Genomic DNA, 22,211 nt, shown 5'->3' on the forward strand with positions numbered 1-22,211 from the left:
CCACGTCCCGGATCCCGTGACGGGAGCCGTACTCATCTCGTTCCGCACAGGGCCAGGACGATGGCCCACTCGCAGCCGCACAGGACAGCGGAAACGGCACGGCTGCACTGGCTCATCCGCATTCCCATACGTTCCACGCACAGGTCAACGAAGGGCCGAGGGTTCCATGCGCAAGTTTCAACAGGTCGCGCTCGTCTTCGCAGCAGCCGGCGGGCTGTCCGCCATCGGCGTCGGCTCCAGCTCCGCCGTCGCTCCCGTTGCGTACAACGGTGCTGCTCCGCCCCCGATCGGGCAGCCGGACACCGCCCACGCCTCCTCGTCCTCGCAGGCCGTCGCGCGCAGTTACAGCACGCCCACCCAGCCGCAGGGAATGTCCCTGCCGCAGCCCTCTGAGGTCAGCCCGCAGGTCAACCCGCAGCTGAACCCGCTGATCTCCCCTCAGATCTCCCCGCAGACGGCCCCGGCGCCGGGCGGCTCGGTGGACCAGAACAACCTCTTCCGCCCGTCCCAGGAGTGCAGCCCGCAGAACCTGCTCAACGCGAATCTCCCCATCGCCGTACTCGCCGGCGCCGAGACCCACGGCGTCAGCTGCACCCAGGCCAACAACCAGGCGAACGCCCTCGCCCACGCGGAGCATTAGGGCTTTAGCCGCCAGGCCGTTTGATGGCTCTTAAACCGAGAGCCATCAAAAGCGCAGCCGCGGCTCGTGAACTCTTCGACCTGGCCGGTCACCGCAGTGCGACCGCAGGTATGGGTGGTGGATGACGCCGAAGGCCCGCCGGTTGGCATTACGACTTCAGGGTGCTTCCAGAACAACATCGCTGCACCCGGCGCGTCATCGGGCGGTTCAGGGGTATTTCGTATTAATTTCCGTGACCGTAAGGAATCGATCTGCCACGGATCGTATCCACTTCACTCCAACGGAGATGACATGAACAAGCTTCGCAAGGCCGCCGTTCTGGTCGCTGCTCTCGGCAGCCTCGGAATGCTGGCCGCTGGCACGGCCCAGGCGCACGACGGCGGCAAGGGCGGCGACCAGTTCAAGATCGGCCAGAGCAGCAACTGCAAGTCGCACGACCTGAACCTCGACGTCCTCGGCCAGGTCGGCCTGCTCAACGGCCTGCTGGGCAACGCGCTCAACGGCGAGGGCAACCCGGGTGCCCAGAACACCCACATCGGTTCGAGCATGGGCTGCAACAACAGCGCCTTCTAAGCACGTGTCCGGTCACATAGTCGGCCGAAAGCGGGAACAGGTCCCGGCACCGAGTCCAAGGCTCGGTGCCGGGACCTTTTTTGCGCCGGAGCGGCCATCCGGCAGGGGTGCGGGAGCTGGGCCCGCCGACGTGCGGATTCGCCGATCAGGGCGCGCGCAAAGCGCTGGTGGGCAACGGGCGGTCGTGCGCGCCGGGCGCCCGCGTGGCGGCCCCTGAGCGTGACGACGCGGCGGTGGGGGCCCGAGGGAGGGGATGCGAGTGGGGGCGCCGCGGCGGCCCTCGGCGCGGCAACGGCAAGGTCACCGCGCCCGGCTCCCGCTGTTGACGGTTCCGGCCGTCGCTCCCGTCGCTCCCGTCGTTCCCATCTCTTCTCTCTTCTCGTCCGCGACGGCTCTGTTCTCGTCCGGGACGATTCGAGTGCGCAACTGCGGCGCAGAACCTGGGAGTTCATCGGAATATACGACCGGTTCGGCGTCCGTTGATTCACCGTCCGTCAACTGCCCTTCTGGGTACCGGAGTTGGATCCGTGAGGGCGGAGCTCGACCAGGTTCAACCTCGGCGCGCACGGGGCGGGTTATATCCCGCAATCGACCAACGTGGTGAGGGATTTCATGAATTCGGCGCGCCGCCGGGTGCTTTGGGGATACGTCGTATTACCTCTGTAACTACACGAAGTCGATCTGTCACAGATCGCGTCCACTTCACTCCATCGGAGATGACATGCACAAGCTTCGCAAGGCCGCCGTCCTGGTCGCTGCCCTCGGCAGCATCGGGCTCCTCACCGCCGGCGCTGCCCACGCCGACGGGGGCAAGGGCGGCCGGGGCGGCGATTTCTTCGACATCAAGCAGAGCAGCACCTGCACGTCGCATGACAGCAACGTCGACATCCTCGGCCAGGTCGGCATCCTCAACGGCCTGGGCGGCAACCTCCTGAACGGCGAGGGCAACGCGGGCTCGCAGCAGACCTCCATGGGCTCCAGCATGGGCTGCAGCAACAGCGCGTTCAGCAAGTAGAAGTCACACCCTTCCTCGGCGCCCCGGCAACAGGCCGGGGCGCCGAGGCGTTTGTGCCGTGAGCCGTCCGCCGCCTTCTTGATCAAGTCGCCCGCGCACCAGTGGTGTTGCAGCTCGAAGCCCCCGACGTGTGGTCGGGGGCGAGTCGGGACGGGCTGCTCGGGCCGGCGGTGGCCGACGCGTTGGGGTGCCGCGGAGCGATCACCCTGCGAGGTCGTGCGGTGCGAGTTCGCGGGCGCGTTGCTCGCGGGCCACTTCGAGGATGACGTTCCCCAACCGCTCGGTGTACAGCCGCATGTTCTTGTACGCGACGTCGGTGTCGGGGTAGCGGCAGGTGAACCACAGGCCCTCGTGGAGCCGGTTCAGCCAGATGCACACCTGGTCGCCGTAGGACACCCGCACCAGCCCGTAGGCCGCCAGCTCGTCCCAGCGCTCCGCGCCCGCGATGCCTCGTGCGTCGACGAACGAGACGATCGAATACAGGTCGGGCGAGGTCGGGCGGAAGTCCGAGCCGAGCAGGCGCAGCACCCGGGCCAGCGGCATGCGCGCCAGCGACCTGTTGGCCTGCAGCTCGGCGCGTACGACCTTCAGGGCGCTGAGGAAGTCGGGCGCCCGGTCGATGGGGACCTCGATGGGCGCACCGCCGACGTACCAGCCAACGGAGTTGGACCACTTGGACTTCACTCGGGTGTGGAACGGGACCACGGCGCGGTAGACGGGCTGTCCGCCGATCTCGTTGACGATGAGGCTGGTTGCGGCCAGCATGCCGACGAGGCTGCCGCCGAAGGGCCGACAGTACGACTCGAACGCGGCGGCGGACTCCGCGTCGACGAGCATCTCGCGCATGAGCTTCTGCGTGGGCAGGGGGCCGCCGGGTTCCAGGCCGAGCGGGACGGGGAAGTTGGGTAGCTTCCCGTTGCACCGCTTGATGAACTCCCGCCAGCGGCCGACGATCTCGTGGCCGCCGTCGATCCGGTCCGCGTCCGCCCGCTCGATCTCGCAGAAGTCGACGTAACTGCCGACCGTCGGCTCCTCCACGGGGCGGCCCTCGACGGCCGCGGCGTAGAGCTCGTGGACCTCGGCGGGGATGCGCTGGATGGAGTAGGAGTCGACGTTGCTGTGGTCGAAGGCGATGTACACGCTGGTGCTGTCGTCCCTGATGACGGCCGCATAGAGGAAGTTGGGCCAGCGCAGCGCGTTCGCCACGGTGTCGAAGCGATTCTGCAGCTGCTCGACGAGTTGCCCCGCGTCGGGGAAGTCGCCGATGTCCTCGCGCTGGAGCGACACGGCCTCGGTGTCGAGCGTGAACCGGCGCATCTCGTCGCCGTCCCAGCGGAAGCCGCTGCGCAGCGTCTCGTGCCGGAGCGTCCAGCTGCGCAGCGCGTCCTGCAGCGCGTCGAGGTCGACCGTGCCCGGGATGTCGAATGCCGTACCGATCCAGGTCGGCACGAACAGGCCGTCCTCGTGCACCGATTGGGCGGTCCTGATGTGCGACTCCTGGAGATACGCGGGCGGTCGGGGGTCCTCCGGAAGGTCCGCCGCCGCCGCTACCGTCGCCGGACTGAGCGCCCACTCGACGAGCCGTCCGGGCCGGACCTCGCAACGCTGGATGTCGGTGATTCGCACGGGCGTCTCCGTTCGCAGTTGGAGCCCGGATCGGGCGGACCCGTTCAAGGGAAAGCCGCGAGCGCGAACGGAGGCACCCGGAACATGATGTGTTACCACTTTTGAGTGGATTGAGTGATCGGCGGATGTGAGCCAATCGGTCCACCGGGCATTCGGCGGGCGTCAAGCGGCACGTCTCGGTCCACCAGCGGGTCGAGCCTGAGGACGCGGTCTTGTTCGAGTCCACGGAGAGTCATTGTCGGAGAGAGGGCGCACCCTCTGGGGAGATGCATCGTTACTGTTTGTGTTCAACCGGTAACGGTGGGCAATCAACCTCGATGTACAGGCAATGGAGGACCGAGGTTCCATGCGTAAGTTTCAGCAGGCCATGATCGCAGCAGTGGCGGCGGCTGGCGGTCTGGCCGCAGTCGGCGCCGGCGCCGGTACCGCCTCCGCCCATGAAGGCGTGCACCAGAACGACCACTACCGCCCCTACCAGGAGTGCAGCCCGCAGGCGGGGGCCGAGGCCAATACCCCGCTCAGCGTGCTCGGTCTCTCCGACACCTTGGGCACCACCTGCGGCCAGTTCAACCAAGCATTCACCAAGTGAGGTCGGCGGCGTAAGCGAGCCCGACGCTTTCCGCGGGCCCCTTCGGGGTCATCCCCGAGGGGGCCCGTTCATGTGCGGCCGCCCGGAGCGCGAGGCGGCTGACTGCAGTAACGGTGCCTGCGATAGGCAAGCCCTTCACTTCGTAAGCGAAACGGACCCGAACGTCCCGGACATGGGTCGGACGCTGGAGCCCGGCTCTCCGGCCTGCCCAGGGCCCGGCGCGGTCGGTTCGCGGCGCCCTGGCGCCCCTCACAAAAGGAAACGCATCCACATGTTCAGTGCGAAGAAGATCGCGGCCGTCTCGGGGCTTCTCGGCGGCCTCGTCGTGACGTGTGCCGGCGCCGCCCAGGCGCACACCGCGGCAGCGCCGGTCTGTACCCACACCCAGGAAAGCACCACCTGCGTCCAGCGGATCGTCGGCACCGCGCCCGAGGGCGAGGGGTACATCCTCCGCCAGGCGCAGGGCTGTGTGCCGACCGAGCCCCTGTCGCTGCCCGTGGTGGGCCTGTTGAACCGCGGGAACATGAAGATCGGTCCCGAGGTGACCTGTTCCCCCACCAACCCGGGGCCCGAAAGGGGCGAGGAGCCGGGCGTCAACCCCCTTGGCCTGCTGAGCTGAGCGCGAGGTCGGAATCTTCCGACGCCTGCCTCACCTTTTCGACGGCGGATGGCCGGACCGGGCGACCGGGTCCGGCCATCCGCCGTTTTCCGGGCCTGCGGGCAAAAGTTTCCGGGCCTGCGGGCAAAAGTTTCCGGGCCTGCGGGCAAACGAGTGACCGTCCCCCGCCGCCCGTGACTCACCCCCGGGGAAATGTCGTTTCACCGGAGAGGGGTGAGTACGACCCGGCTCCCTCAATTCCCTTGTCCGCGGCGGACGAAGGGCGCCTCGCCATGGCCGACACGGCGCACAGAAAGTACCAAAGATCCCAAATGACTACACTCCGTCTGTATATGCTCACATTAAGTAGTCCGGTCAGGGCTTCACACCTAGATAAGGAAGAGTCGAATTATGCGCAAGTTTCAGCGGGCTGCGGCCGTAGCCGCAGCGGTTGCGGGGCTGTCCATCCTCGGCGCCGGCGTCAGCTTCGCCCACGACGGCGGGGTCACCGCGGTGGCTTCCTCGCAGGCCAACGCCGTGGCCAACAACGGTGGCTGGGACGGCGGCCCGGAGCACGGCCGGGGCAGCGGGCCGGTGTTCGCCCCGGAGAACGGTGCCGGTGTCAGCTACGGCCAGGACCACGGCCCGGACCACGATGGGGACCACGGCGACCACGGCGACCACGACGGCGAAGGCCAGTAAAGAAATTCCCCGAGCTCGGTGCGCACGTTTCGGGGAGCTGCGGTCGTAGCCGCAGCGGTCGCGGGTCGGGAAATTCCTCAACCCGCGCCGCACTGAGCCCCACAAGGCGTATCGATATCCGGCAGAACATCGCAATGCGAGTCGCACGATCTGAATGTCCATCTCCTGGACCGGCTCGGGCTGCTCGACGGTGCGCCGGAAAACACCCTCAATGGCACGGGCAGCCCGGACGCGCAACAAACCCACCAGGGTGCGCGCCCGGGCTGTACCGCTGCCGTCGCCGGACGCGGTTGAAGCCGCGTCGGGCGACGGGTCCCCGTATTTCGATTTCCTCCAAGGCTCGGGTGCACGCCGAATCACTGGCGTAGGCGCCCGGGCCTCGATTGCAAAGGAACGCAGCACATGTTCAGTCGGCAGAAGATCGCAACCGTCTCGGGGCTCATCGGAAGTCTCGCCGTGATCTGCGTCGGCGCCACGCAGGCGCACGCCGAGCAGCCCAAGCCCAAGGGCGAGTGCAAGACCTCCCCCGCGGGTGAGACCACCTGCATCCACAAGACCGAGACCGTTCACATCGACAAGAAGAACGGCAGCTACACCATCAAGCAGACGCAGGAATGCTCGACGACCGACCGGCCGAACGTGGTGATGCCCGGAGACGCCAAGGTGAACCAGGCGACCATGCAGGTCGGGCCGACCGCGGACTGCTCCAACAGCGTGAAGCTGCCCAAGGGCGTCAAGGTGCCGCACTTCGAGTTCTGAGGCGCGATCGGCGCAGGGAGCGGCTCCGCTGTGGGGGGAGCGGACGCGGGCGTCGGCTCCCTCGCGCGGCAACCGCCCGGTAGGAGGGGTTCCGGGGGAGGCCCGGGGCGGGCACTCTGGGGGGTGGCACTCACCGGTAACCCCTAGGCGGTGACAGGCGCATGGTGCGGTTCGACTCGGGGCGGATCTGTCTGGATCTGCTGGCGACCGGGGCGTACGAGAGGGAACAGCTCGACAGCACCGCACAGTTGGGCCAGTGGCTGCTCCGCGCCGGACTGGTCCCGCGCGGCACACCGCTCACCGGACTGGGCCGCGACTGGCCGGTCCGATTCATCGAACTCCGGCGCTGCATAGGCGAGTTGGTCCACGCCGAGCTGGGTGGGCCGGCCGACTGCGAGCCCGCCGCCCTTGAGCGGGTCAACGCGCTCGCGGCCGCGCCGCCCCCGGGCGTACGTGCCATCCGGGGCGCCGACGGCGGACTCGTCCGTACCCTGAGCCGCGCCCCCGAATGCGGCGCGCTGCTCGCCGTGGTCGCCCGGGACGCCGTCGACCTGCTCACCGACCCCGAGGCGCGGGCCCGCCTTCGCCAGTGCGAGGGCGACAACTGCCGCCTGCTCTACCTCGACACCTCGCGAGGGCGCCGGCGCCGCTGGTGTTCGAGCGAGGTGTGCGGAAACCGCGAGCGGGTGGCCCGGCACCGGCGCCGCGTGGCCGCGCTCTGAGAGACCCGCGCGAAGAAAGTCGCCCCGCCTTTGAATGGATGCGGACAACCGCCCGTATGGAGAGATGAACCGGCCCGCAGCCGCGCGCCGGGATGGTCTCGACCTGGAGGTGCCGGTTGCGCAAGGATGCCGCCGTGGCCGATGACCGTCCGCGAGGGGCCAAGCACCGCTCCGTGCCCGACGAGGAGCTGATGCGGGCGCTGTACCGCGAGCACGCGGGGCCGCTGCTCGGGTACGTCATGCGGCTCGTCGCCGGCGACCGGCAGCGGGCCGAGGACGTCGTGCAGGAGACGCTCATCCGTGCCTGGAAGAACGCCGGTCAGCTCAATCGGGCCACCGGTTCGGTCCGCCCCTGGCTGGTGACGGTCGCGCGCCGCATCGTCATCGACGGCCACCGCAGCCGGCAGGCCCGGCCGCAGGAGGTCGATCCGTCGCCGCTGGAGGTCATGCCCGCGGAGGACGAGATCGACAAGGCGTTGTGGCTGATGACCCTCTCGGATGCGCTCGACGACCTCACCCCGGCCCACCGGGAGGCCCTCGTCGAGACGTACTTCAAGGGACGTACGGTCAATGAGGCGGCCCAGGCGCTCGGCGTACCCAGCGGGACCGTGAGGTCCCGGGTGTTCTACGCCCTGCGCTCCATGAAACTCGCACTGGAGGAACGGGGGGTGACGACATGACGACCGGGGAATACGCGGAGGGCTCGCTGCACGAGGCTGTCGGCGCGTACGCGCTCGGCATCCTGGACGACGCCGAGGCCACCGCCTTCGAAGCGCACCTCGCGGGCTGCGACCTGTGCGCCGCCGAACTCGACGGCCTGGCCGGCATGGAGCCGCTCCTTGCCACCCTCAGGGAGTTCCCGAGCCCCGCCGCCCAGCCGCTGCGCCCGGCCCCGCCCAGCATGACCACGACCCTGATCAACGAGGTCGCGGCCCAGCGCGCCAAGCGCCGCCGGCGCACCACGTACCTGGTGGCGGCAGCGGCCGCGCTGATCGTCGGCGGCCCGGCGATCGCGGTGGTGGCGACCTCCGGGGACACCGGCACCCACCAGAGTGCCGAGGCGCACCCGACCAGCCCGGCCGAGGACGCCTTCTTCAACCACATGACCCAGAAGGTCTCCGCGACCGACCCGAAGACCGACGTCACCGCGACCGTCGGCACCGAGGCCAAGGCGTGGGGCACCCACACCGTCCTGGAGCTCAAGAACGTCAAGGGCCCGCTGAAGTGCAGCCTGATCGCGGTCGGCAAGAACGGCGACCAGGAGACCGTCACCTCCTGGGCGGTGCCCAACTGGGGCTACGGGATCAAGGACAGCCCGCACGAGTCGGCCAAGTATCCGCTGTACGTGCACGGCGGCACCGCGATGAACCGCGACCAGATCGACCACTTCGAGGTCCGTACGTTCGACGGGAAGGCGCTCGTGGACGTCCCGGCGTGAGCCGCGGGGCGCCACGGCCGTCCCGACATGCGGTTCGGCACCAAATTGTGGCCTGACATCGGGTCCCCCTTCGCGTACGGTTGACGGCTGCCCAATGCACGTCAGAAGGGGGCCTCGGTGGCCGCGCAGGATGCCGCTGTCGATACCGCTTCCGGTACCGCCGAATCCGCTGTGGATTCGGTCCGGGAACGCGAGATCGCTGGGGAACAGGTACATCTCGACCAGGTGTACCGCCGCCTGGAGGAGAAGATCCACGAGGCGGAGTTCCTGATGAACGACGCCGCCAAGCGCGGGCAGGTCGGCACGCCCGGCGCGCTCGCCGAACGCGACGCCCAGGTCTTCCGGGCGGGGGTCCACCTCAACCGGCTCAACAACGAGTTCGAGGACTTCCTCTTCGGCCGGATCGACCTGCTGCTCGGCAAGGACGGCAAGAAGGGCCCGGACGGCGCGTACACCTCGGTCGACCCGGCCGAGGACGCCGTGCGCCCCGACGGCACGGCCGACATCGCCGAGACGCTGCACATCGGCCGGATCGGCGTCCTGGACGCCGACTACTCGCCGCTGGTGATCGACTGGCGGGCGCCGGCCGCGGCGCCGTTCTACCGCTCGACGCCGGTCGACCCGGGCCGTGTCGTACGCCGCCGGGTCATCCGCTCCAAGGGCCGCAAGGTGCTCGGCGTCGAGGACGACCTGATGCGCCCGGAGCTCAGGGCGACCCTGGACGGCGCCGAGCTGCCCGTGATCGGCGACGGCGCCCTGATGGCCGCGCTCGGCCAGGCCCGCAGCCACACCATGCGGGACATCGTCGCCTCCATCCAGGCCGAGCAGGACCTGGTCATCCGGGCCCCCGCCGCCTCGGTGACGTACGTCGAGGGCGGCCCCGGCACCGGCAAGACGGCGGTCGCGCTGCACCGCGCGGCCTACCTCCTCTACCAGGACCGGCGGCGCTACTCCGGCGGCATCCTGATCGTCTCGCCGACCCCGCTGCTCGTCGCGTACACCGAGGGCGTGCTGCCCTCGCTCGGCGAGGAGGGCCAGGTCGCGATCCGCGCGGTCGGCAACCTCGTGGACGGGGCGGAGGCCACCGAGTACGACGACCCGGCGGTCGCCCGCATCAAGGGCTCCTCGCGGATGCTCCACGTCCTGCGCCGGGCCGCCAGGGGCGCCCTGGAGGGCCCGGGGGAGCACCCCAGGCGCTCCCGGCGGCGCGGCGGCGAACAGCTCGCCCTCGGCGAGCAGGCGCCCGCGCCGCACCCCGGCCAGCGGCTGCGCGTCGTCGCCTTCGGCGCGCGCGTCGAGCTGGAGGGCGAGGAGCTGCGCCGCATCCGCCAGAACGTGCTCGGCGGCACCGCGCCCGTCAACCTGCTGCGCCCGCGCGCCCGCAGGCTGCTGCTCGACGCCCTGTGGTCGAAGTCGGGCGCGAACGGCCGGCACACGGACCCCGAGCTCGCCGCCGAGCTGCGCTCCTCCTTCGACGACGACATCGCCTCCGAGGACGCCTTCATCGCCTTCCTCGACGCGTGGTGGCCGGAGCTCACCCCGCGCGGGGTGCTCGCCGCGATGGCCGACGAGAAGCGGCTCGCGCGCTGGGCCCGCCGGGTCCTCAACCAGGGCGAGGTGCGCCGCCTGGCCCGCTCGCTCGCGCGTACCGCCAACGGCGCCTTCTCGGTGCACGACGTGGCCCTGCTCGACGAGCTGGAGACGCTGCTCGGCGCCCCGGCCCGGCCGAAGAAGAAGCGCGAGTACGACCCGCTGGACGCGCTGACCGGCCTCGAAGAGCTGATGCCGCACCGCGAGGAGACCCAGCGCGAGCGCGCCGAGCGGCTCGCCCAGGAACGTACCGAGTACGCGCACGTCATCGTCGACGAGGCGCAGGACCTCACGCCCATGCAGTGGCGGATGGTCGGCCGGCGCGGGCGCACCGCCACCTGGACGGTCGTGGGCGACCCCGCGCAGTCCTCCTGGTCCGATCCGGACGAGGCCGCCGAGGCCCGCGACGAAGCCCTGGGCACCCGCCCGCGCCGCCGCTTCGAGCTGACCGTCAACTACCGCAACCCGGCCGAGATCGCCGAACTGGCCGCCAAGGTACTGGCGTTGGCGATGCCGGGCATGAAGTCCCCGGCCGCCGTCCGCTCGACGGGTGTGCGGCCGAGATTCGCGGTCGTACGCGACGGCGACCTCGCCCGCTCCGTACGGGAGGAGGCGGCGCGGCTGCTCGACCGGGTCGACGGAACGGTCGGCGTGGTCGTCGCGATGCGCCGCCGCGAACAGGCCGCGCGCTGGCTCGCGGGGCTCGGCGACCGGGTGGTGGCGCTGGGCAGCCTGGAGGCCAAGGGCCTGGAGTACGACGCCACGGTGGTCGTCTCCCCGGCCGAGATCGCGGACGAGTCCCCGGCCGGACTGCGGGTGCTGTACGTGGCGTTGACCCGGGCGACGCAGCAGCTCACGGTCGTCTCCGGGGACCGGGACGAGCCCGACGCGGACGGGGTGCCGGATCTGCTCCGGGATTAAATCCGGGTCAACTCGCGATGCGGGGATCACTTGCCGGGGTGGTTTGTTAGCCTGGGTGTGGCACCGGCTCGATCCAAGCCCCCGGGCCCAACCTTAGTCGCTCAGAGCGACCACTTGCCGCGAGGCGAGCATGGCGGGTCGGTGTCATTAACGTGAGCGACAGGCCCACGTCATCTCCGGATGGCGTGGGCCTGTTGTCGTTGGTGCGGGGCCCTCGGCAGGTTCCCGGAGGGTCTTCCGCCGGACCATCACTTTCTCGTATGGTGGAAACAACTTTCCGAAACGGGTCGCCCATTATCGGCTACCAGCCAGTAGGTGCGACCATCGGATGGCACCGCCGCGCCACAGCCGGGGCGGTGCTAGCAACGAAGCTAGGGAAAGCAGAGGAACACGGTCATGGCAACGGCGCCCAGCGTCTCGTACTCGATGACGGTCCGCCTTGAGGTGCCCGCCAGCGGCACGGCGGTCTCTCAGCTCACCACCGCCGTGGAGTCCTCCGGCGGGTCGGTGACCGGCCTCGACGTGACCGCCTCCGGCCACGAGAAGCTGCGGATCGACGTCACCATCGCGGCCACCTCCACCGCGCACGCCGACGAGATCGTCGAGGAGCTGCGCGGCATCGAGGGCGTCACCCTCGGCAAGGTCTCCGACCGTACGTTCCTGATGCACCTCGGCGGCAAGATCGAGATGCAGTCGAAGCACCCCATCCGCAACCGTGACGACCTCTCCATGATCTACACCCCGGGCGTGGCCCGCGTGTGCATGGCGATCGCCGAGAACCCCGAGGACGCCCGCCGCCTCACCATCAAGCGCAACTCCGTCGCAGTCGTGACGGACGGCTCCGCGGTGCTCGGCCTCGGCAACATCGGCCCGATGGCCGCGCTGCCCGTCATGGAGGGCAAGGCGGCCCTCTTCAAGCGCTTCGCCGGCATCGACGCCTGGCCGATCTGCCTGGACACCCAGGACACCGACGCCATCGTCGAGATCGTCAAGGCGATCGCCCCCGGCTTCGCGGGCATCAACCTCGAAGACATCTCCGCGCCCCGCTGCTTCGAGATCGAGGCCCGCCTGCGCGAGGCCCTCGACATCCCCGTCTTCCACGACGACCAGCACGGCACCGCGATCGTGGTGCTCGCCTCGCTGACCAACGCACTTCGCGTGGTGGGCAAGGGAATTGGCGACGTACGCGTGGTCATGTCCGGGGCCGGCGCGGCCGGTACCGCCATCCTCAAGCTGCTGCTCGCGGCCGGTGTCAAGAACGCCGTCGTGGCCGACATCCACGGCGTGGTGCACGCGGGCCGCGACGACCTGATCAGCGCGAGCCCCGAGTCCGCGCTGCGCTGGATCGCCGACAACACCAACCCCGAGGGCCTGACCGGCACGCTCAAGGAGGCCGTGGTCGGCGCCGACGTCTTCATCGGCGTCTCGGCTCCCAACGTCCTCAACGGCGACGACGTCGCGGCGATGGCCGACGGCGCGATCGTGTTCGCGCTCGCGAACCCGGACCCCGAGGTCGACCCCGCGATCGCCCGCCAGAGCGCGGCAGTTGTGGCCACCGGCCGCTCGGACTTCCCCAACCAGATCAACAACGTGCTGGTCTTCCCCGGCGTCTTCCGGGGCCTCCTGGACGCCCAGTCCCGCACGGTCAACACCGAGATGATGCTGGCCGCGGCCGGCGCGCTCGCGGACGTCGTCGCCGAGGACGAGCTCAACGCGAACTACATCATCCCGTCGGTCTTCAACGACAAGGTCGCCGGAGCGGTCGCGGGAGCCGTCCGCAACGCCGCCAAGGCCGCCGGGGGCGCTGTGACGGGGCCCACGTCGGCCTGAGCTCCGGCGCGTCGCGGGATGCGGGCCCAGTAACGCCCCCTTAGGGTGACGGACCATGACCCGCATCCGCACCGGCCCTGGCCCGGGAGTCCACACCCTGTCGACGGAGCGTCACCTTGATGAGGCAGTGGCGCTTTTCATGTGACGCAGGGTGACTCGGGAGGGTGCCGGATTGGCTTTCCCGCCGTAGGTGGGGGCAGGATGCTCCCCCAAGGACTTCGTCCAGGGGGACCCCCAGGACGCGAGGTCGTGCAAGCGGACCCGGGTCCGGGGACTGTCCGAGGGCCCTGGCAGCATCGGCTTCGCTGTACCCAACATGCGGCTTCCGCCGCGTGGCACGCCTCACAGGCAAGAAGAACACGGGAGTAAGAACATGAACCGCAGTGAGCTGGTGGCCGCGCTGGCCGACCGCGCCGAGGTGACCCGCAAGGACGCCGACGCCGTGCTGGCCGCTCTCGCCGAGACCGTCGGCGAGATCGTCGCCAAGGGCGACGAGAAGGTCACCATCCCCGGCTTCCTGACCTTCGAGCGCACTCACCGTGCCGCTCGTACCGCTCGTAACCCGCAGACCGGCGACCCGATCAACATCCCGGCCGGCTACAGCGTGAAGGTCTCCGCGGGCTCGAAGCTCAAGGAAGCCGCCAAGGGCAAGTAAGCGCCTTTGGCTTTGCAAGGCGCTTAGCAGCAACACTGAGGGCGGCCACCCTGACCGGGGTGGCCGCCCTTTTGTGTGTCTACGGACGCTAGACGAGCGCGCCGTTGGGGAGTTCGACCTTTGCGCCGAGGCTCTCCAGCTTCTCCATGAAGTTCTCGTAGCCGCGGTTGATCAGGTCGATGCCGTGCACCCGGGACGTGCCCTGGGCCGCCAGGGCCGCGATCAGGTACGAGAAGCCGCCCCGCAGGTCCGGGATGACCAGATCGGCGCCCTGGAGCTTCGTGGGGCCGCTCACGACCGCGGAGTGCAGGAAGTTGCGCTGGCCGAAGCGGCAGTCCGAGCCGCCCAGGCACTCGCGGTACAGCTGGATGTGCGCGCCCATCTGGTTCAGCGCCGAGGTGAAGCCGAGCCGCGACTCGTACACCGTCTCGTGGACGATGGACAGGCCGGTGGCCTGGGTGAGGGCGACGACCAGCGGCTGCTGCCAGTCCGTCTGGAAGCCCGGGTGCACGTCCGTTTCGAGGGCGATGGACTTGAGCGAGCCGCCGGGGTGCCAGAAGCGGATGCCCTCGTCGTCGATCTCGAAGGCGCCGCCGACCTTCCGGTAGGTGTTCAGGAACGTCATCATCGAGCGCTGCTGGGCGCCGCGGACGTAGATGTTGCCCTCGGTCGCCAGCGCAGCGGACGCCCACGAGGCGGCCTCCAGGCGGTCCGAGAGGGCGCGGTGGGTGTAGCCGCCGAGCTTGTCGACACCGGTGACGCGGATCGTCCGGTCGGTGTCCATGGCGATGATCGCGCCCATCTTCTGCAGCACGCAGATGAGGTCCTCGATCTCCGGCTCGACCGCGGCGTTGGCGAGCTCGGTCACGCCCTCCGCGAGCACCGCGGTGAGCAGCACCTGCTCGGTCGCGCCGACCGAGGGGTAGGGCAGCCGGATCTTGCAGCCGCGAAGCCGCTGCGGGGCCTCCAGGTACTGGCCGTCCGCGCGCTTCTCGATGGTCGCGCCGAACTGGCGCAGCACCTCGAAGTGGAAGTCGATGGGCCGGCCGCCGATGTCGCAGCCGCCGAGGCCCGGGATGAAGGCGTGGCCCAGGCGGTGCAGGAGCGGGCCGCACAGCAGGATCGGGATCCGCGAGGAACCCGCGTGCGCGTCGATGTCGGCGACGTTGGCGGACTCGACGTGGGACGGGTCGAGGATCAGCTCGCCCGGCTCGTCGCCGGGGCGGACGGTGACGCCGTGCAGCTGCAGCAGACCCCGTACGACGCGCACGTCGCGGATGTCGGGCACATTGCGCAGTCTGCTCGGGCCGCTGCCGAGAAGGGCGGCGACCATCGCCTTCGGCACGAGGTTCTTCGCGCCGCGGACGCGGATCTCGCCCTCGAGCGGGGTTCCGCCGTGGACAAGCAGTACATCGTCTGTGCCGGTCATGAATCTCGCGTTCCGGAGTGGTCGGGCAAGGGGCAGGGGTAAAGGGTAAGGGGCTTTCACCCCTGCCCCATAAGGCCGAGGAGGGTTCACGAAGGTAATGAATTCGCTACAGCACGCTCCGCGCAGGGAGTTCAGCTCAGCGTCACGTACCCCGGTCCTCTTCCGGGGGCGCACGAGGGAAGAGGTCCTCTTGCTGCCGTGCGCCCGCCCGTCACCCGACCGCCACCCCTCAACGTCGCGCTTCGCGCGGCACCTTCCTATCCGAACGGCACGGTTATGCGGGATCATGTCCGCATGACCGAGGTGTCCTCGCTCACAGGGCGGCTGCTCGTCGCCACTCCGGCCCTCGCGGACCCGAACTTCGACCGCGCGGTGGTGCTGCTCCTCGACCACGACGAGGAGGGCACGCTCGGCGTGGTCCTGAACCGGCCGACCCCGGTCGGCGTCGGCGACATCCTGGAGTCCTGGGCGGGATTGGCCGGCGAGCCCGGCGTGGTCTTCCAGGGCGGCCCGGTCTCCCTCGACTCGGCCCTCGGCGTCGCCGTCATCCCGGGCGACGAGGGGCCGCTCGGCTGGCGGCGGGTGTACGGGGCGATCGGCCTGGTCGACCTGGAGGCGCCGCCGGAACTGCTCGCCGCCGCCCTCGGCTCGCTGCGGATCTTCGCCGGTTACGCCGGCTGGGGCCCCGGCCAGCTGGAGGACGAGCTCACCGACGGCGCCTGGTACGTGGTCGAGTCGGAGCCCGGTGACGTCTCGTCCCCGGAACCCGAGAGCCTGTGGCGGGCGGTGCTGCGCCGCCAGCGCAGCGAGCTCGCGATGGTCGCCACCTATCCGGACGATCCCTCGCTCAATTGACGCCCCGGCGACGCGCCTCCACCCAATCCGGTTGCCTTCAGTACCCTTGGTGGTTATGAGCACTCTTGAGCCCGAGCGCGGGGCAGGTACGGGGACCCTCGTAGAGCCGACACCGCAGGTGTCGAACGGCGACGGCGACCATGAGCGCTTCGCCCACTACGTCCAGAAGGACAAGATCATGGCGAGCGCGCTGGACGGCACGCCCGTCGTCGCGCTCTGCGGCAAGGTCTGGGTGCCGGGGCGCGACCCGAAGAAGTACCCGGTCTGCCCGATGTGCAAGGAGATCTACGAGTCCATGGGCGCCGGTGGCGACAAGGACAAGGGCGGCAAGGACAAGAAGTAGCCCCGGATGAGCAGGTAGTCCGGGACGAGGTGGCCCCAGCGGCCCCCGGGGTGTGCGTGACGCACACCCCGGGGGCCGTTTTGTGTGTGCCGGGTTGTCCAGACCTCTTGCCGGGGGCTTTGCCTCCGCCATAACCTCCTCCCTGTTGTGCAGTATGCGAAACGCCCGTTGCGTATGTTGCAACGGCCATGGGGAGGATCTCTGCCGTGAAGCTCACTGCCCGAACTGCCCGAGCCGCTCTGACTGCCCTGCCACTGGCGGCACTTGCCCTCGCCGGCCTGGCCGCCTGCGCCCCGCAGACGTCCGACAACAGCGCCAGGAGCGACGACAAGAGCGGAACCCTGCGGGTCTGGCTCTTCCAGGAGGTGAGCAACGGCCCCAAACAGCAAGTGGTGGACAAGGCCGTGGCCGCCTTCAAGCAGGCCCACAAGGGCGCCGATGTGCAGGTCGAGTACATACCCGTCGACACCCGCGCCCAGAAGATCAAGGCTGCCTTCAACGACCCGGCCTCCGCGCCCGACCTGATCGAGTACGGCAACACCGACACGGCCGGCTATGTGAAGGACGGCGGACTCGCCGATGTGAGCGACGAGTTCGCGGCCTGGCCCGAGGCGAAGGACACCGACCCGACGGCGAAGCAGTCCGTCACCGTGGGCGGCAGGATCTACGGGGCCCCGCTGTTCGTGGGCGTACGCGCGCTGTACTACCGCACCGACGTCCTCAAGGACCTGGGCCTCGCCGTGCCGAAGACCCAGGACGAGCTGATCGCGACCGCGAAGAAGATCCACCAGACGAAGCCCGACCTGTACGGGCTCGCGGTGGGCGGCGCCTACACGTACGGCGCGCTGCCGTTCCTCTGGGCCGACGGGGGCGAACTGGCCACCGAGAGCGGCGGGAAATACACCTCGGCGATCGACAGCGCGGCCGCCCGCAAGGGCATCGCCGCCTACACCTCGCTCTTCGGCGACGCCAACTGCTCCGCCGCCAAGTGCGCGCAGATGGGCGGCAACGCCACCGTCACGGCCTTCGCGAACGGCAAGGCGGCCATGGCGATCGGCGGAGACTTCAACCACGCCGCCGTCGAGGCGGGCACCGTCAAGGGCAAGTACGCGGTCGTGCCGCTGCCGGGCCTGACATCGGGCTCGGTCGCCCCGGCCTTCGCGGGCGGCAACAACATCGGCGTACTGAAGAGCAGTTCGCACCGCACGCTCGCGGTCGGCCTCATGGAGCAGCTCGCAGGCAAGGCCACCCAGCGCGAGCTGTTCGACGCGATGGGCTTCCTGCCGACGTACACCGACGTACGGGCGGACGTCGCGAAGAAGCAGCCGTTCGTCGAGCCGTTCGTGCGCACCCTGGCGGCGGGCGCCAAGTTCGTTCCCGCATCGCCCGGTTGGAGCCAGATCGACTCCTCGCTCGTGCTGCCGACGATGTTCCAGGAGATCGTCAGCGGCAAGAAGGGCGTCGCGAAGGCGTCGTCGGACGCGGCGAAGAGGATGAACGACGTGTTCGGGGCGGCGGGTTGAGCCCCGCGACCGCCGCGCGGGACGCCGTACGGGTGCCCGTGGCGAAGTCGATGCCGGGCCGCCGCTCGCACCGGCGGGCCGGCTGGACCCCGTGGCTGTACCTGGCCCCCGCCCTCGCCGTCCTCGGCGCGCTCCTCGTCTACCCGATCTACCAACTCGGCCTGATCTCCTTCCTGGAGTACACCCAGGCCCAGGTCAGCGGCGGTCAGCCGACCAGCTTCCAGGGCTTCGGGAACTACTCCGCCCTCTTCTCGGACAGCCAGTTCTGGTCGGTGCTGCTCGCCACGGTCGTCTTCGCGGCGGCCTGCGTCCTGAGCACCCTCGCGATGGGCTGCGCGCTCGCCGTGCTGCTCACGCGCGTACGGGCACTGCCCCGGCTCGCGCTGATGCTGGCCGCGCTCGGCGCGTGGGCGACGCCCGCGATCACCGGATCGACGGTGTGGATGTTCCTGTTCGACCCGGACTTCGGCCCGGTCAACCGGGTCCTGGGCCTCGGCGACCACTCGTGGACGTACGGCCGCTACAGCGCGTTCCTGCTGGTGCTGCTCGAAGTGGTGTGGTGCTCCTTCCCGTTCGTGATGGTCACGGTGTACGCCGGGATCCGCGCGATCCCGGGCGAGGTCCTGGAGGCGGCCGCGCTGGACGGGGCGTCGCAGTGGCGGATCTGGCGGTCCGTCATGGTCCCGATGCTGCGGCCGATCCTCACGGTCGTCACAATCCAGTCCGTCATCTGGGACTTCAAGGTCTTCACGCAGATCTACGTCATGACGAACGGGGGCGGGATCGCGGGCCAGAACCTGGTCCTGAACGTGTACGCGTACCAGAAGGCGTTCGCTTCCTCGCAGTACAGCCTCGGCTCGGCGATCGGCGTGGTGATGCTGCTGATCCTGCTCGCGGCGACGCTGGTGTACCTGCGGGTGCTGCGGGGGCGGGGGGAGGAGCTGTGAGTCTCGTACGGGTTCAACGTGCGCTACGTGCCCGGCGCCCGGGGCGGTTGGCCGCCGAGGTGGTCGCGCTGGTGGCGGCCGTGGTGGTCGCCTTCCCCCTGTACTGGATGGTGCTCTCCGCCTTCAAACCGGCGGGGGAGGTGCAGTCGGCGCACCCCAAGCCGTGGACGCTGTCCCCCTCCCCCGATTCCTTCCGCCGCGTCTTCACACAGCAGGACTTCGGGCGGTACTTCCTCAACAGCCTGGTGGTGGCGGGCTCGGTGGTGCTGCTCTCGGCCCTGATCGCCTTTCTGGCGGCGACGGCGGTGACGCGCTTCCGGTTCAAGTTCCGCACCACGCTGCTGATCATGTTCCTGGTGGCGCAGATGGTGCCGGTCGAGGCGCTGACGATCCCGCTGTTCTTCCTGATGCGGGATCTGGGCCAGCTCAACACCCTTGGCTCGCTGATCCTGCCGCACCTGGCCTTCTCGCTGCCCTTCGCGATCTGGATGCTGCGGGGGTTCGTGAAGGGGGTGCCGGTGGCGCTGGAGGAGGCGGCGGCGCTGGACGGGGCGAGCCGCACGCGGTTCCTTTGGCAGGTTCTTTTTCCGCTGGTCTTTCCCGGGCTGGTCGCGACGAGCGTCTTTTCGTTCATCGCCGCGTGGAACGACTTCCTGTTCGCGAAGTCGTTCATCATCAGCGACACGTCGCAGTCCACGCTGCCGATGGCGCTGCTGGTCTTCTTCAAGCCGGACGAGAACGACTGGGGCGGGATCATGGCGGCCTCGACGGTGATGACGCTGCCGGTGCTTGTGTTCTTCGTGCTGGTGCAGCGGCGGTTGGTTTCGGGGGTGGGGGGTGCGGTGAAGTGAGGCTTGGCTCAGCCGGGTTGCCCACCCGCCCGCCCATTGCTCAGGGCTGGAAGGGCTGGCCCCCTGGGCTTCGCCCAGACCCCCTGGGGGCTGCGCCCCCTCGACCCCCACGAGGGCCTCCGCCCTCGCCCCCCACGAGGGCCCCCACGAGGGCCTCCGCCCTCGCCCCCCACGAGGGCCCCCACGAGGGCCCCCGCCCTCGACTTCTGCGAGGGGATCCGTCCTCGACCCCGGCGGGGACCGCATCCCCTGCACCACTTTCGCGGGCTCTGTCCCCGGACCCCCGGGGTGCTGGGCCCCGGTGATGGGGGTGGGGAGGCTGAGGCCTGGGGCCGTGCCCCAGGTTCCCGCAGGGGACTGGGTCTCCTGCACCCCTCTCGGGGGCTTCGCCCGAGTCACCTGCGGGAGGTGGGGCCCGGCGCCTTGCTCGGGGCTTCGCCCGAGCCCCCGGGGACTGCGTCACCGGCTCCCCTCTCGCGGGCTCCGTGCACGCGAACCTCCCCTGGCTCCCCCGGCAGCACTCCCGGTCGGGCACACCGCGCAGGGGCAAAATCCAGCCCCTCCGGCGTTTGAGGAGCGGGGGTCTGGGGGCGGTGCCCCCAGTGCTGATCACCAGCCGCAGCCGACCCGAATCCCTCGGAGGGTCTCGGGAAGGGGCGGGGTGGGGAAAGAAAAAGCCGCACCCACACCCGCACACCACACCCCACACCCCCCCACTCCACGAAAGGACCTCATGGACGACAACCTGGACACCCACAGCCCCCTAAGCCCCCACAGCCACCCTGGCCCCCACAGCCTCATTCCCGCCCCCAGCACCCTGCGCCCGGCCGGCGAAACCCCCACCCGCCGCCCCCTGCACCCCCACACCACCCTCCACACCACCCCCGGCACCGAACCCCTCGCCGGGCTCCTGCGAGGGACGGTCGGGGCCGCGACCGGGCTGTCGTTGGCCGACGGGGCCACCGGGCAGGACCGCATCGTGCTGCGGATCAGCCCGGAGGTCGCGGGGCGGCACGGCCCGGAGGGGTACCGGCTCTCCACGGACCGCTCCGTCGACGACGTCGCCGTACTCATCGAGGGCGGCAGCGCGGCCGGTGTGTTCCGGGGGATGCAGACGTTCCGTCAGCTGCTCGGACCGGACGCCTTCCGCCGCGCTCCGCTGGAAGGCGCCCGGCGCTGGGACCTCCCTGAGGTCACCGTCGAGGACGGGCCCCGCTTCGCCTGGCGCGGGCTCATGCTCGACGTCTCGCGGCACTTCATGCCGAAGGACGGCGTACTGCGCTACCTCGACCTCATCGCCGCCCACAAGCTCAATGTCTTTCACTTCCATCTCACCGACGACCAGGGGTGGAGGATCGAGATCAAGCGCTATCCCCGTCTCACCGAGGTCGGGGCGTGGCGCTCACGTACCAAGTGGGGGCATCGCGCATCGCCCCTGTGGGACGAGAAGCCGCACGGGGGTTACTACACCCAGGACGACATCCGCGAGATCGTCGCGTACGCCGCCGAGCGGCATATCCGGGTCGTCCCCGAGATCGACATCCCGGGGCACTCGCAGGCCGCCATCGCCGCGTACCCCGAACTCGGCAACACCGACGTCATCGACACCGCCTCCCTCTCCGTCTGGGACACCTGGGGCGTCAATCCGAACGTACTCGCCCCCACTGACAACACCCTCCGCTTCTACGAAGGGGTGTTGGAGGAGGTGCTTGAGATGTTTCCCGAGGCGACATCCCCGTTCATTCACATCGGCGGGGACGAGTGCCCCAAGGAGCAGTGGCAGAAGTCGGACCTCGTGCAGGAGCGGATCCGTGAGCTCGGGCTCGCCGGCGAGAACGAGCTCCAGTCCTGGCTCATCCGGCACTTCGACAGCTGGCTCGGCGCGCGCGGCCGCCGGCTCATCGGCTGGGACGAGATCCTGGAGGGCGGCCTCGCACCCGGCGCCGCCGTCTCGTCCTGGCGCGGCTACGGCGCCGGCATCGCCGCCGCCGAGGCCGGGCACGACGTCGTGATGTGCCCCGAGCAGCACGTCTACCTGGACCACCGGCAGGCCGGCGGCGAGGACGAGCCGATGCCCATCGGATACGTGCGCACCCTGGAGGACGTCTACCGGTTCGAGCCGGTGCCGCCGCAGCTCGGCCCCGAGGCAGCCGCCCACGTCCTGGGCACCCAGGCCAATGTGTGGACCGAGGTGATGGAGAACCAGTCCCGCGTCGACTACCAGGTGTTCCCCCGGCTCGCCGCCTTCGCCGAGGTGGCCTGGAGCGCGCTGTCCGCCCCCGCCGACCGCGACTTCGCCGATTTCGAACGGCGAATGTCCGCCCATTACCGACGACTTGACGCACTCGGCGTCGACTACCGTCCGCCCACCGGCCCGTTGCCGTGGCAGCAGCGCCCAGGTGTGCTCGGACGCCCGATCGAGGGGGCGCCCCCAAACAGGTGAGCCGCGGCCCAAGGAGGTGCTCTGCGGCCGTGTCCCTGGGAGCGTGACCCCAGGTCACGGCCGCCCGGCCGCGACCAGCTGCGAGGAAGACCGCTGTGACGAACATCCGGCGTGCGGAACCAGGCGTACCGCATAAGTCGTACAACGCTTTCCAAACCGGAA

At 69.8% G+C, this 22,211-nt stretch carries 21 protein-coding genes; 19 read left to right on the top strand and 2 right to left on the bottom strand.

Translation table 11 applies throughout. The features are described 5' to 3' along the window. Positions 1-166 precede the first annotated feature (166 nt). The 3 genes from OHA17_RS24550 to OHA17_RS24560 all read left to right on the top strand — a co-directional run bounded on the left by OHA17_RS24550 (position 167) and on the right by OHA17_RS24560 (position 2,228). Positions 167-640: a hypothetical protein gene (locus OHA17_RS24550; RefSeq protein WP_398872357.1), complete on the top strand. Its 474-nt coding sequence runs from the start codon at positions 167-169 to the stop codon at positions 638-640. A gap of 291 nt (positions 641-931) precedes the next feature. Beyond that, positions 932-1,213: a hypothetical protein gene (locus tag OHA17_RS24555; protein WP_053727213.1), complete on the top strand. Its 282-nt coding sequence runs from the start codon at positions 932-934 to the stop codon at positions 1,211-1,213. Positions 1,214-1,934: 721 nt separating this feature from the next. After that, positions 1,935-2,228: a hypothetical protein gene (locus tag OHA17_RS24560; RefSeq protein WP_398872355.1), complete on the top strand. Its 294-nt coding sequence runs from the start codon at positions 1,935-1,937 to the stop codon at positions 2,226-2,228. Positions 2,229-2,429: 201 nt separating this feature from the next. Here the strand turns inward: OHA17_RS24560 and OHA17_RS24565 are convergent, their stop codons facing one another. Continuing rightward, the gene (locus tag OHA17_RS24565) at positions 2,430-3,854 is read right to left on the bottom strand and encodes a condensation domain-containing protein (protein WP_406508390.1); all 1,425 of its coding nucleotides are present in this window, start codon (positions 3,852-3,854) and stop codon (positions 2,430-2,432) included. Positions 3,855-4,200: 346 nt separating this feature from the next. Between OHA17_RS24565 and OHA17_RS24570 the strand changes: the two genes are divergently transcribed. The 10 genes from OHA17_RS24570 (at position 4,201) to OHA17_RS24615 (ending at position 13,658) form a co-directional block, all read left to right on the top strand. Beyond that, positions 4,201-4,443, top strand: a complete 243-nt coding sequence (locus OHA17_RS24570; protein ID WP_053727210.1) for a hypothetical protein — start codon at positions 4,201-4,203, stop codon at positions 4,441-4,443. Between the two features lie 271 nt (positions 4,444-4,714). Then, positions 4,715-5,062 (top strand): hypothetical protein, encoded by a 348-nt coding sequence (locus tag OHA17_RS24575; RefSeq protein WP_406508391.1) that lies wholly within the window; start codon positions 4,715-4,717, stop codon positions 5,060-5,062. Positions 5,063-5,452: 390 nt separating this feature from the next. After that, positions 5,453-5,743 (top strand): hypothetical protein, encoded by a 291-nt coding sequence (locus OHA17_RS24580; protein ID WP_406508392.1) that lies wholly within the window; start codon positions 5,453-5,455, stop codon positions 5,741-5,743. Positions 5,744-6,145: 402 nt separating this feature from the next. Continuing rightward, a complete protein-coding gene (locus OHA17_RS24585; protein ID WP_398872347.1) occupies positions 6,146-6,502 on the top strand; it encodes a hypothetical protein in 357 nt (118 codons plus the stop codon). A 161-nt stretch (positions 6,503-6,663) separates the two neighbouring features. After that, complete coding sequence (locus tag OHA17_RS24590) at positions 6,664-7,224, top strand: CGNR zinc finger domain-containing protein (RefSeq protein WP_406508393.1); 561 nt, start codon at positions 6,664-6,666, stop codon at positions 7,222-7,224. Between the two features lie 92 nt (positions 7,225-7,316). Continuing rightward, positions 7,317-7,904, top strand: coding sequence for a sigma-70 family RNA polymerase sigma factor (locus OHA17_RS24595; RefSeq protein ID WP_078966511.1), 588 nt, complete (start codon positions 7,317-7,319; stop codon positions 7,902-7,904). Then, on the top strand, positions 7,901-8,662 hold the full coding sequence (locus OHA17_RS24600; RefSeq protein WP_406508394.1) for an anti-sigma factor family protein: 762 nt from the start codon (positions 7,901-7,903) through the stop codon (positions 8,660-8,662). The genes OHA17_RS24595 and OHA17_RS24600 overlap by 4 nt, the downstream gene beginning before the upstream one ends. Positions 8,663-8,779: 117 nt before the next feature. Then, positions 8,780-11,173, top strand: coding sequence for a HelD family protein (locus OHA17_RS24605; protein WP_406508395.1), 2,394 nt, complete (start codon positions 8,780-8,782; stop codon positions 11,171-11,173). A gap of 396 nt (positions 11,174-11,569) precedes the next feature. Beyond that, on the top strand, positions 11,570-13,003 hold the full coding sequence (locus OHA17_RS24610) for an NAD-dependent malic enzyme (protein WP_053727202.1): 1,434 nt from the start codon (positions 11,570-11,572) through the stop codon (positions 13,001-13,003). A 373-nt stretch (positions 13,004-13,376) separates the two neighbouring features. Next, positions 13,377-13,658, top strand: a complete 282-nt coding sequence (locus OHA17_RS24615; protein ID WP_003968811.1) for an HU family DNA-binding protein — start codon at positions 13,377-13,379, stop codon at positions 13,656-13,658. An 88-nt stretch (positions 13,659-13,746) separates the two neighbouring features. Here the strand turns inward: OHA17_RS24615 and murA are convergent, their stop codons facing one another. Further along, on the bottom strand, positions 13,747-15,087 hold the full coding sequence (murA, locus tag OHA17_RS24620) for a UDP-N-acetylglucosamine 1-carboxyvinyltransferase (RefSeq protein WP_398872337.1): 1,341 nt from the start codon (positions 15,085-15,087) through the stop codon (positions 13,747-13,749). 294 nt (positions 15,088-15,381) lie between these two features. On the opposite strand from murA, the gene OHA17_RS24625 reads away from it, so the two are divergent. From OHA17_RS24625 to OHA17_RS24650, 6 genes are all read left to right on the top strand, one after another. Beyond that, positions 15,382-15,942 carry a YqgE/AlgH family protein gene (locus tag OHA17_RS24625; RefSeq protein WP_053727200.1) on the top strand — a complete coding sequence of 187 codons (561 nt, stop codon included), beginning with the start codon at positions 15,382-15,384 and terminating at the stop codon, positions 15,940-15,942. Between the two features lie 55 nt (positions 15,943-15,997). Beyond that, the gene (locus OHA17_RS24630; protein ID WP_078966510.1) at positions 15,998-16,285 is read left to right on the top strand and encodes a DUF3039 domain-containing protein; all 288 of its coding nucleotides are present in this window, start codon (positions 15,998-16,000) and stop codon (positions 16,283-16,285) included. Between the two features lie 206 nt (positions 16,286-16,491). Continuing rightward, positions 16,492-17,808, top strand: coding sequence for an extracellular solute-binding protein (locus tag OHA17_RS24635; RefSeq protein WP_406508396.1), 1,317 nt, complete (start codon positions 16,492-16,494; stop codon positions 17,806-17,808). Positions 17,809-17,858: 50 nt separating this feature from the next. Beyond that, positions 17,859-18,755, top strand: a complete 897-nt coding sequence (locus tag OHA17_RS24640) for a carbohydrate ABC transporter permease (RefSeq protein WP_406510802.1) — start codon at positions 17,859-17,861, stop codon at positions 18,753-18,755. Then, on the top strand, positions 18,752-19,606 hold the full coding sequence (locus OHA17_RS24645) for a carbohydrate ABC transporter permease (RefSeq protein WP_406508397.1): 855 nt from the start codon (positions 18,752-18,754) through the stop codon (positions 19,604-19,606). The genes OHA17_RS24640 and OHA17_RS24645 overlap by 4 nt, the downstream gene beginning before the upstream one ends. Before the next feature lie 733 nt (positions 19,607-20,339). After that, entirely contained in the window at positions 20,340-22,049 is a 1,710-nt protein-coding gene (locus OHA17_RS24650; protein ID WP_406508398.1) for a beta-N-acetylhexosaminidase, read from the top strand. The last annotated feature ends 162 nt before the right edge of the window (positions 22,050-22,211 follow it).

Source organism: Streptomyces sp. NBC_00212 (genome assembly GCF_045206365.1).
Lineage (GTDB): Bacteria > Actinomycetota > Actinomycetes > Streptomycetales > Streptomycetaceae > Streptomyces.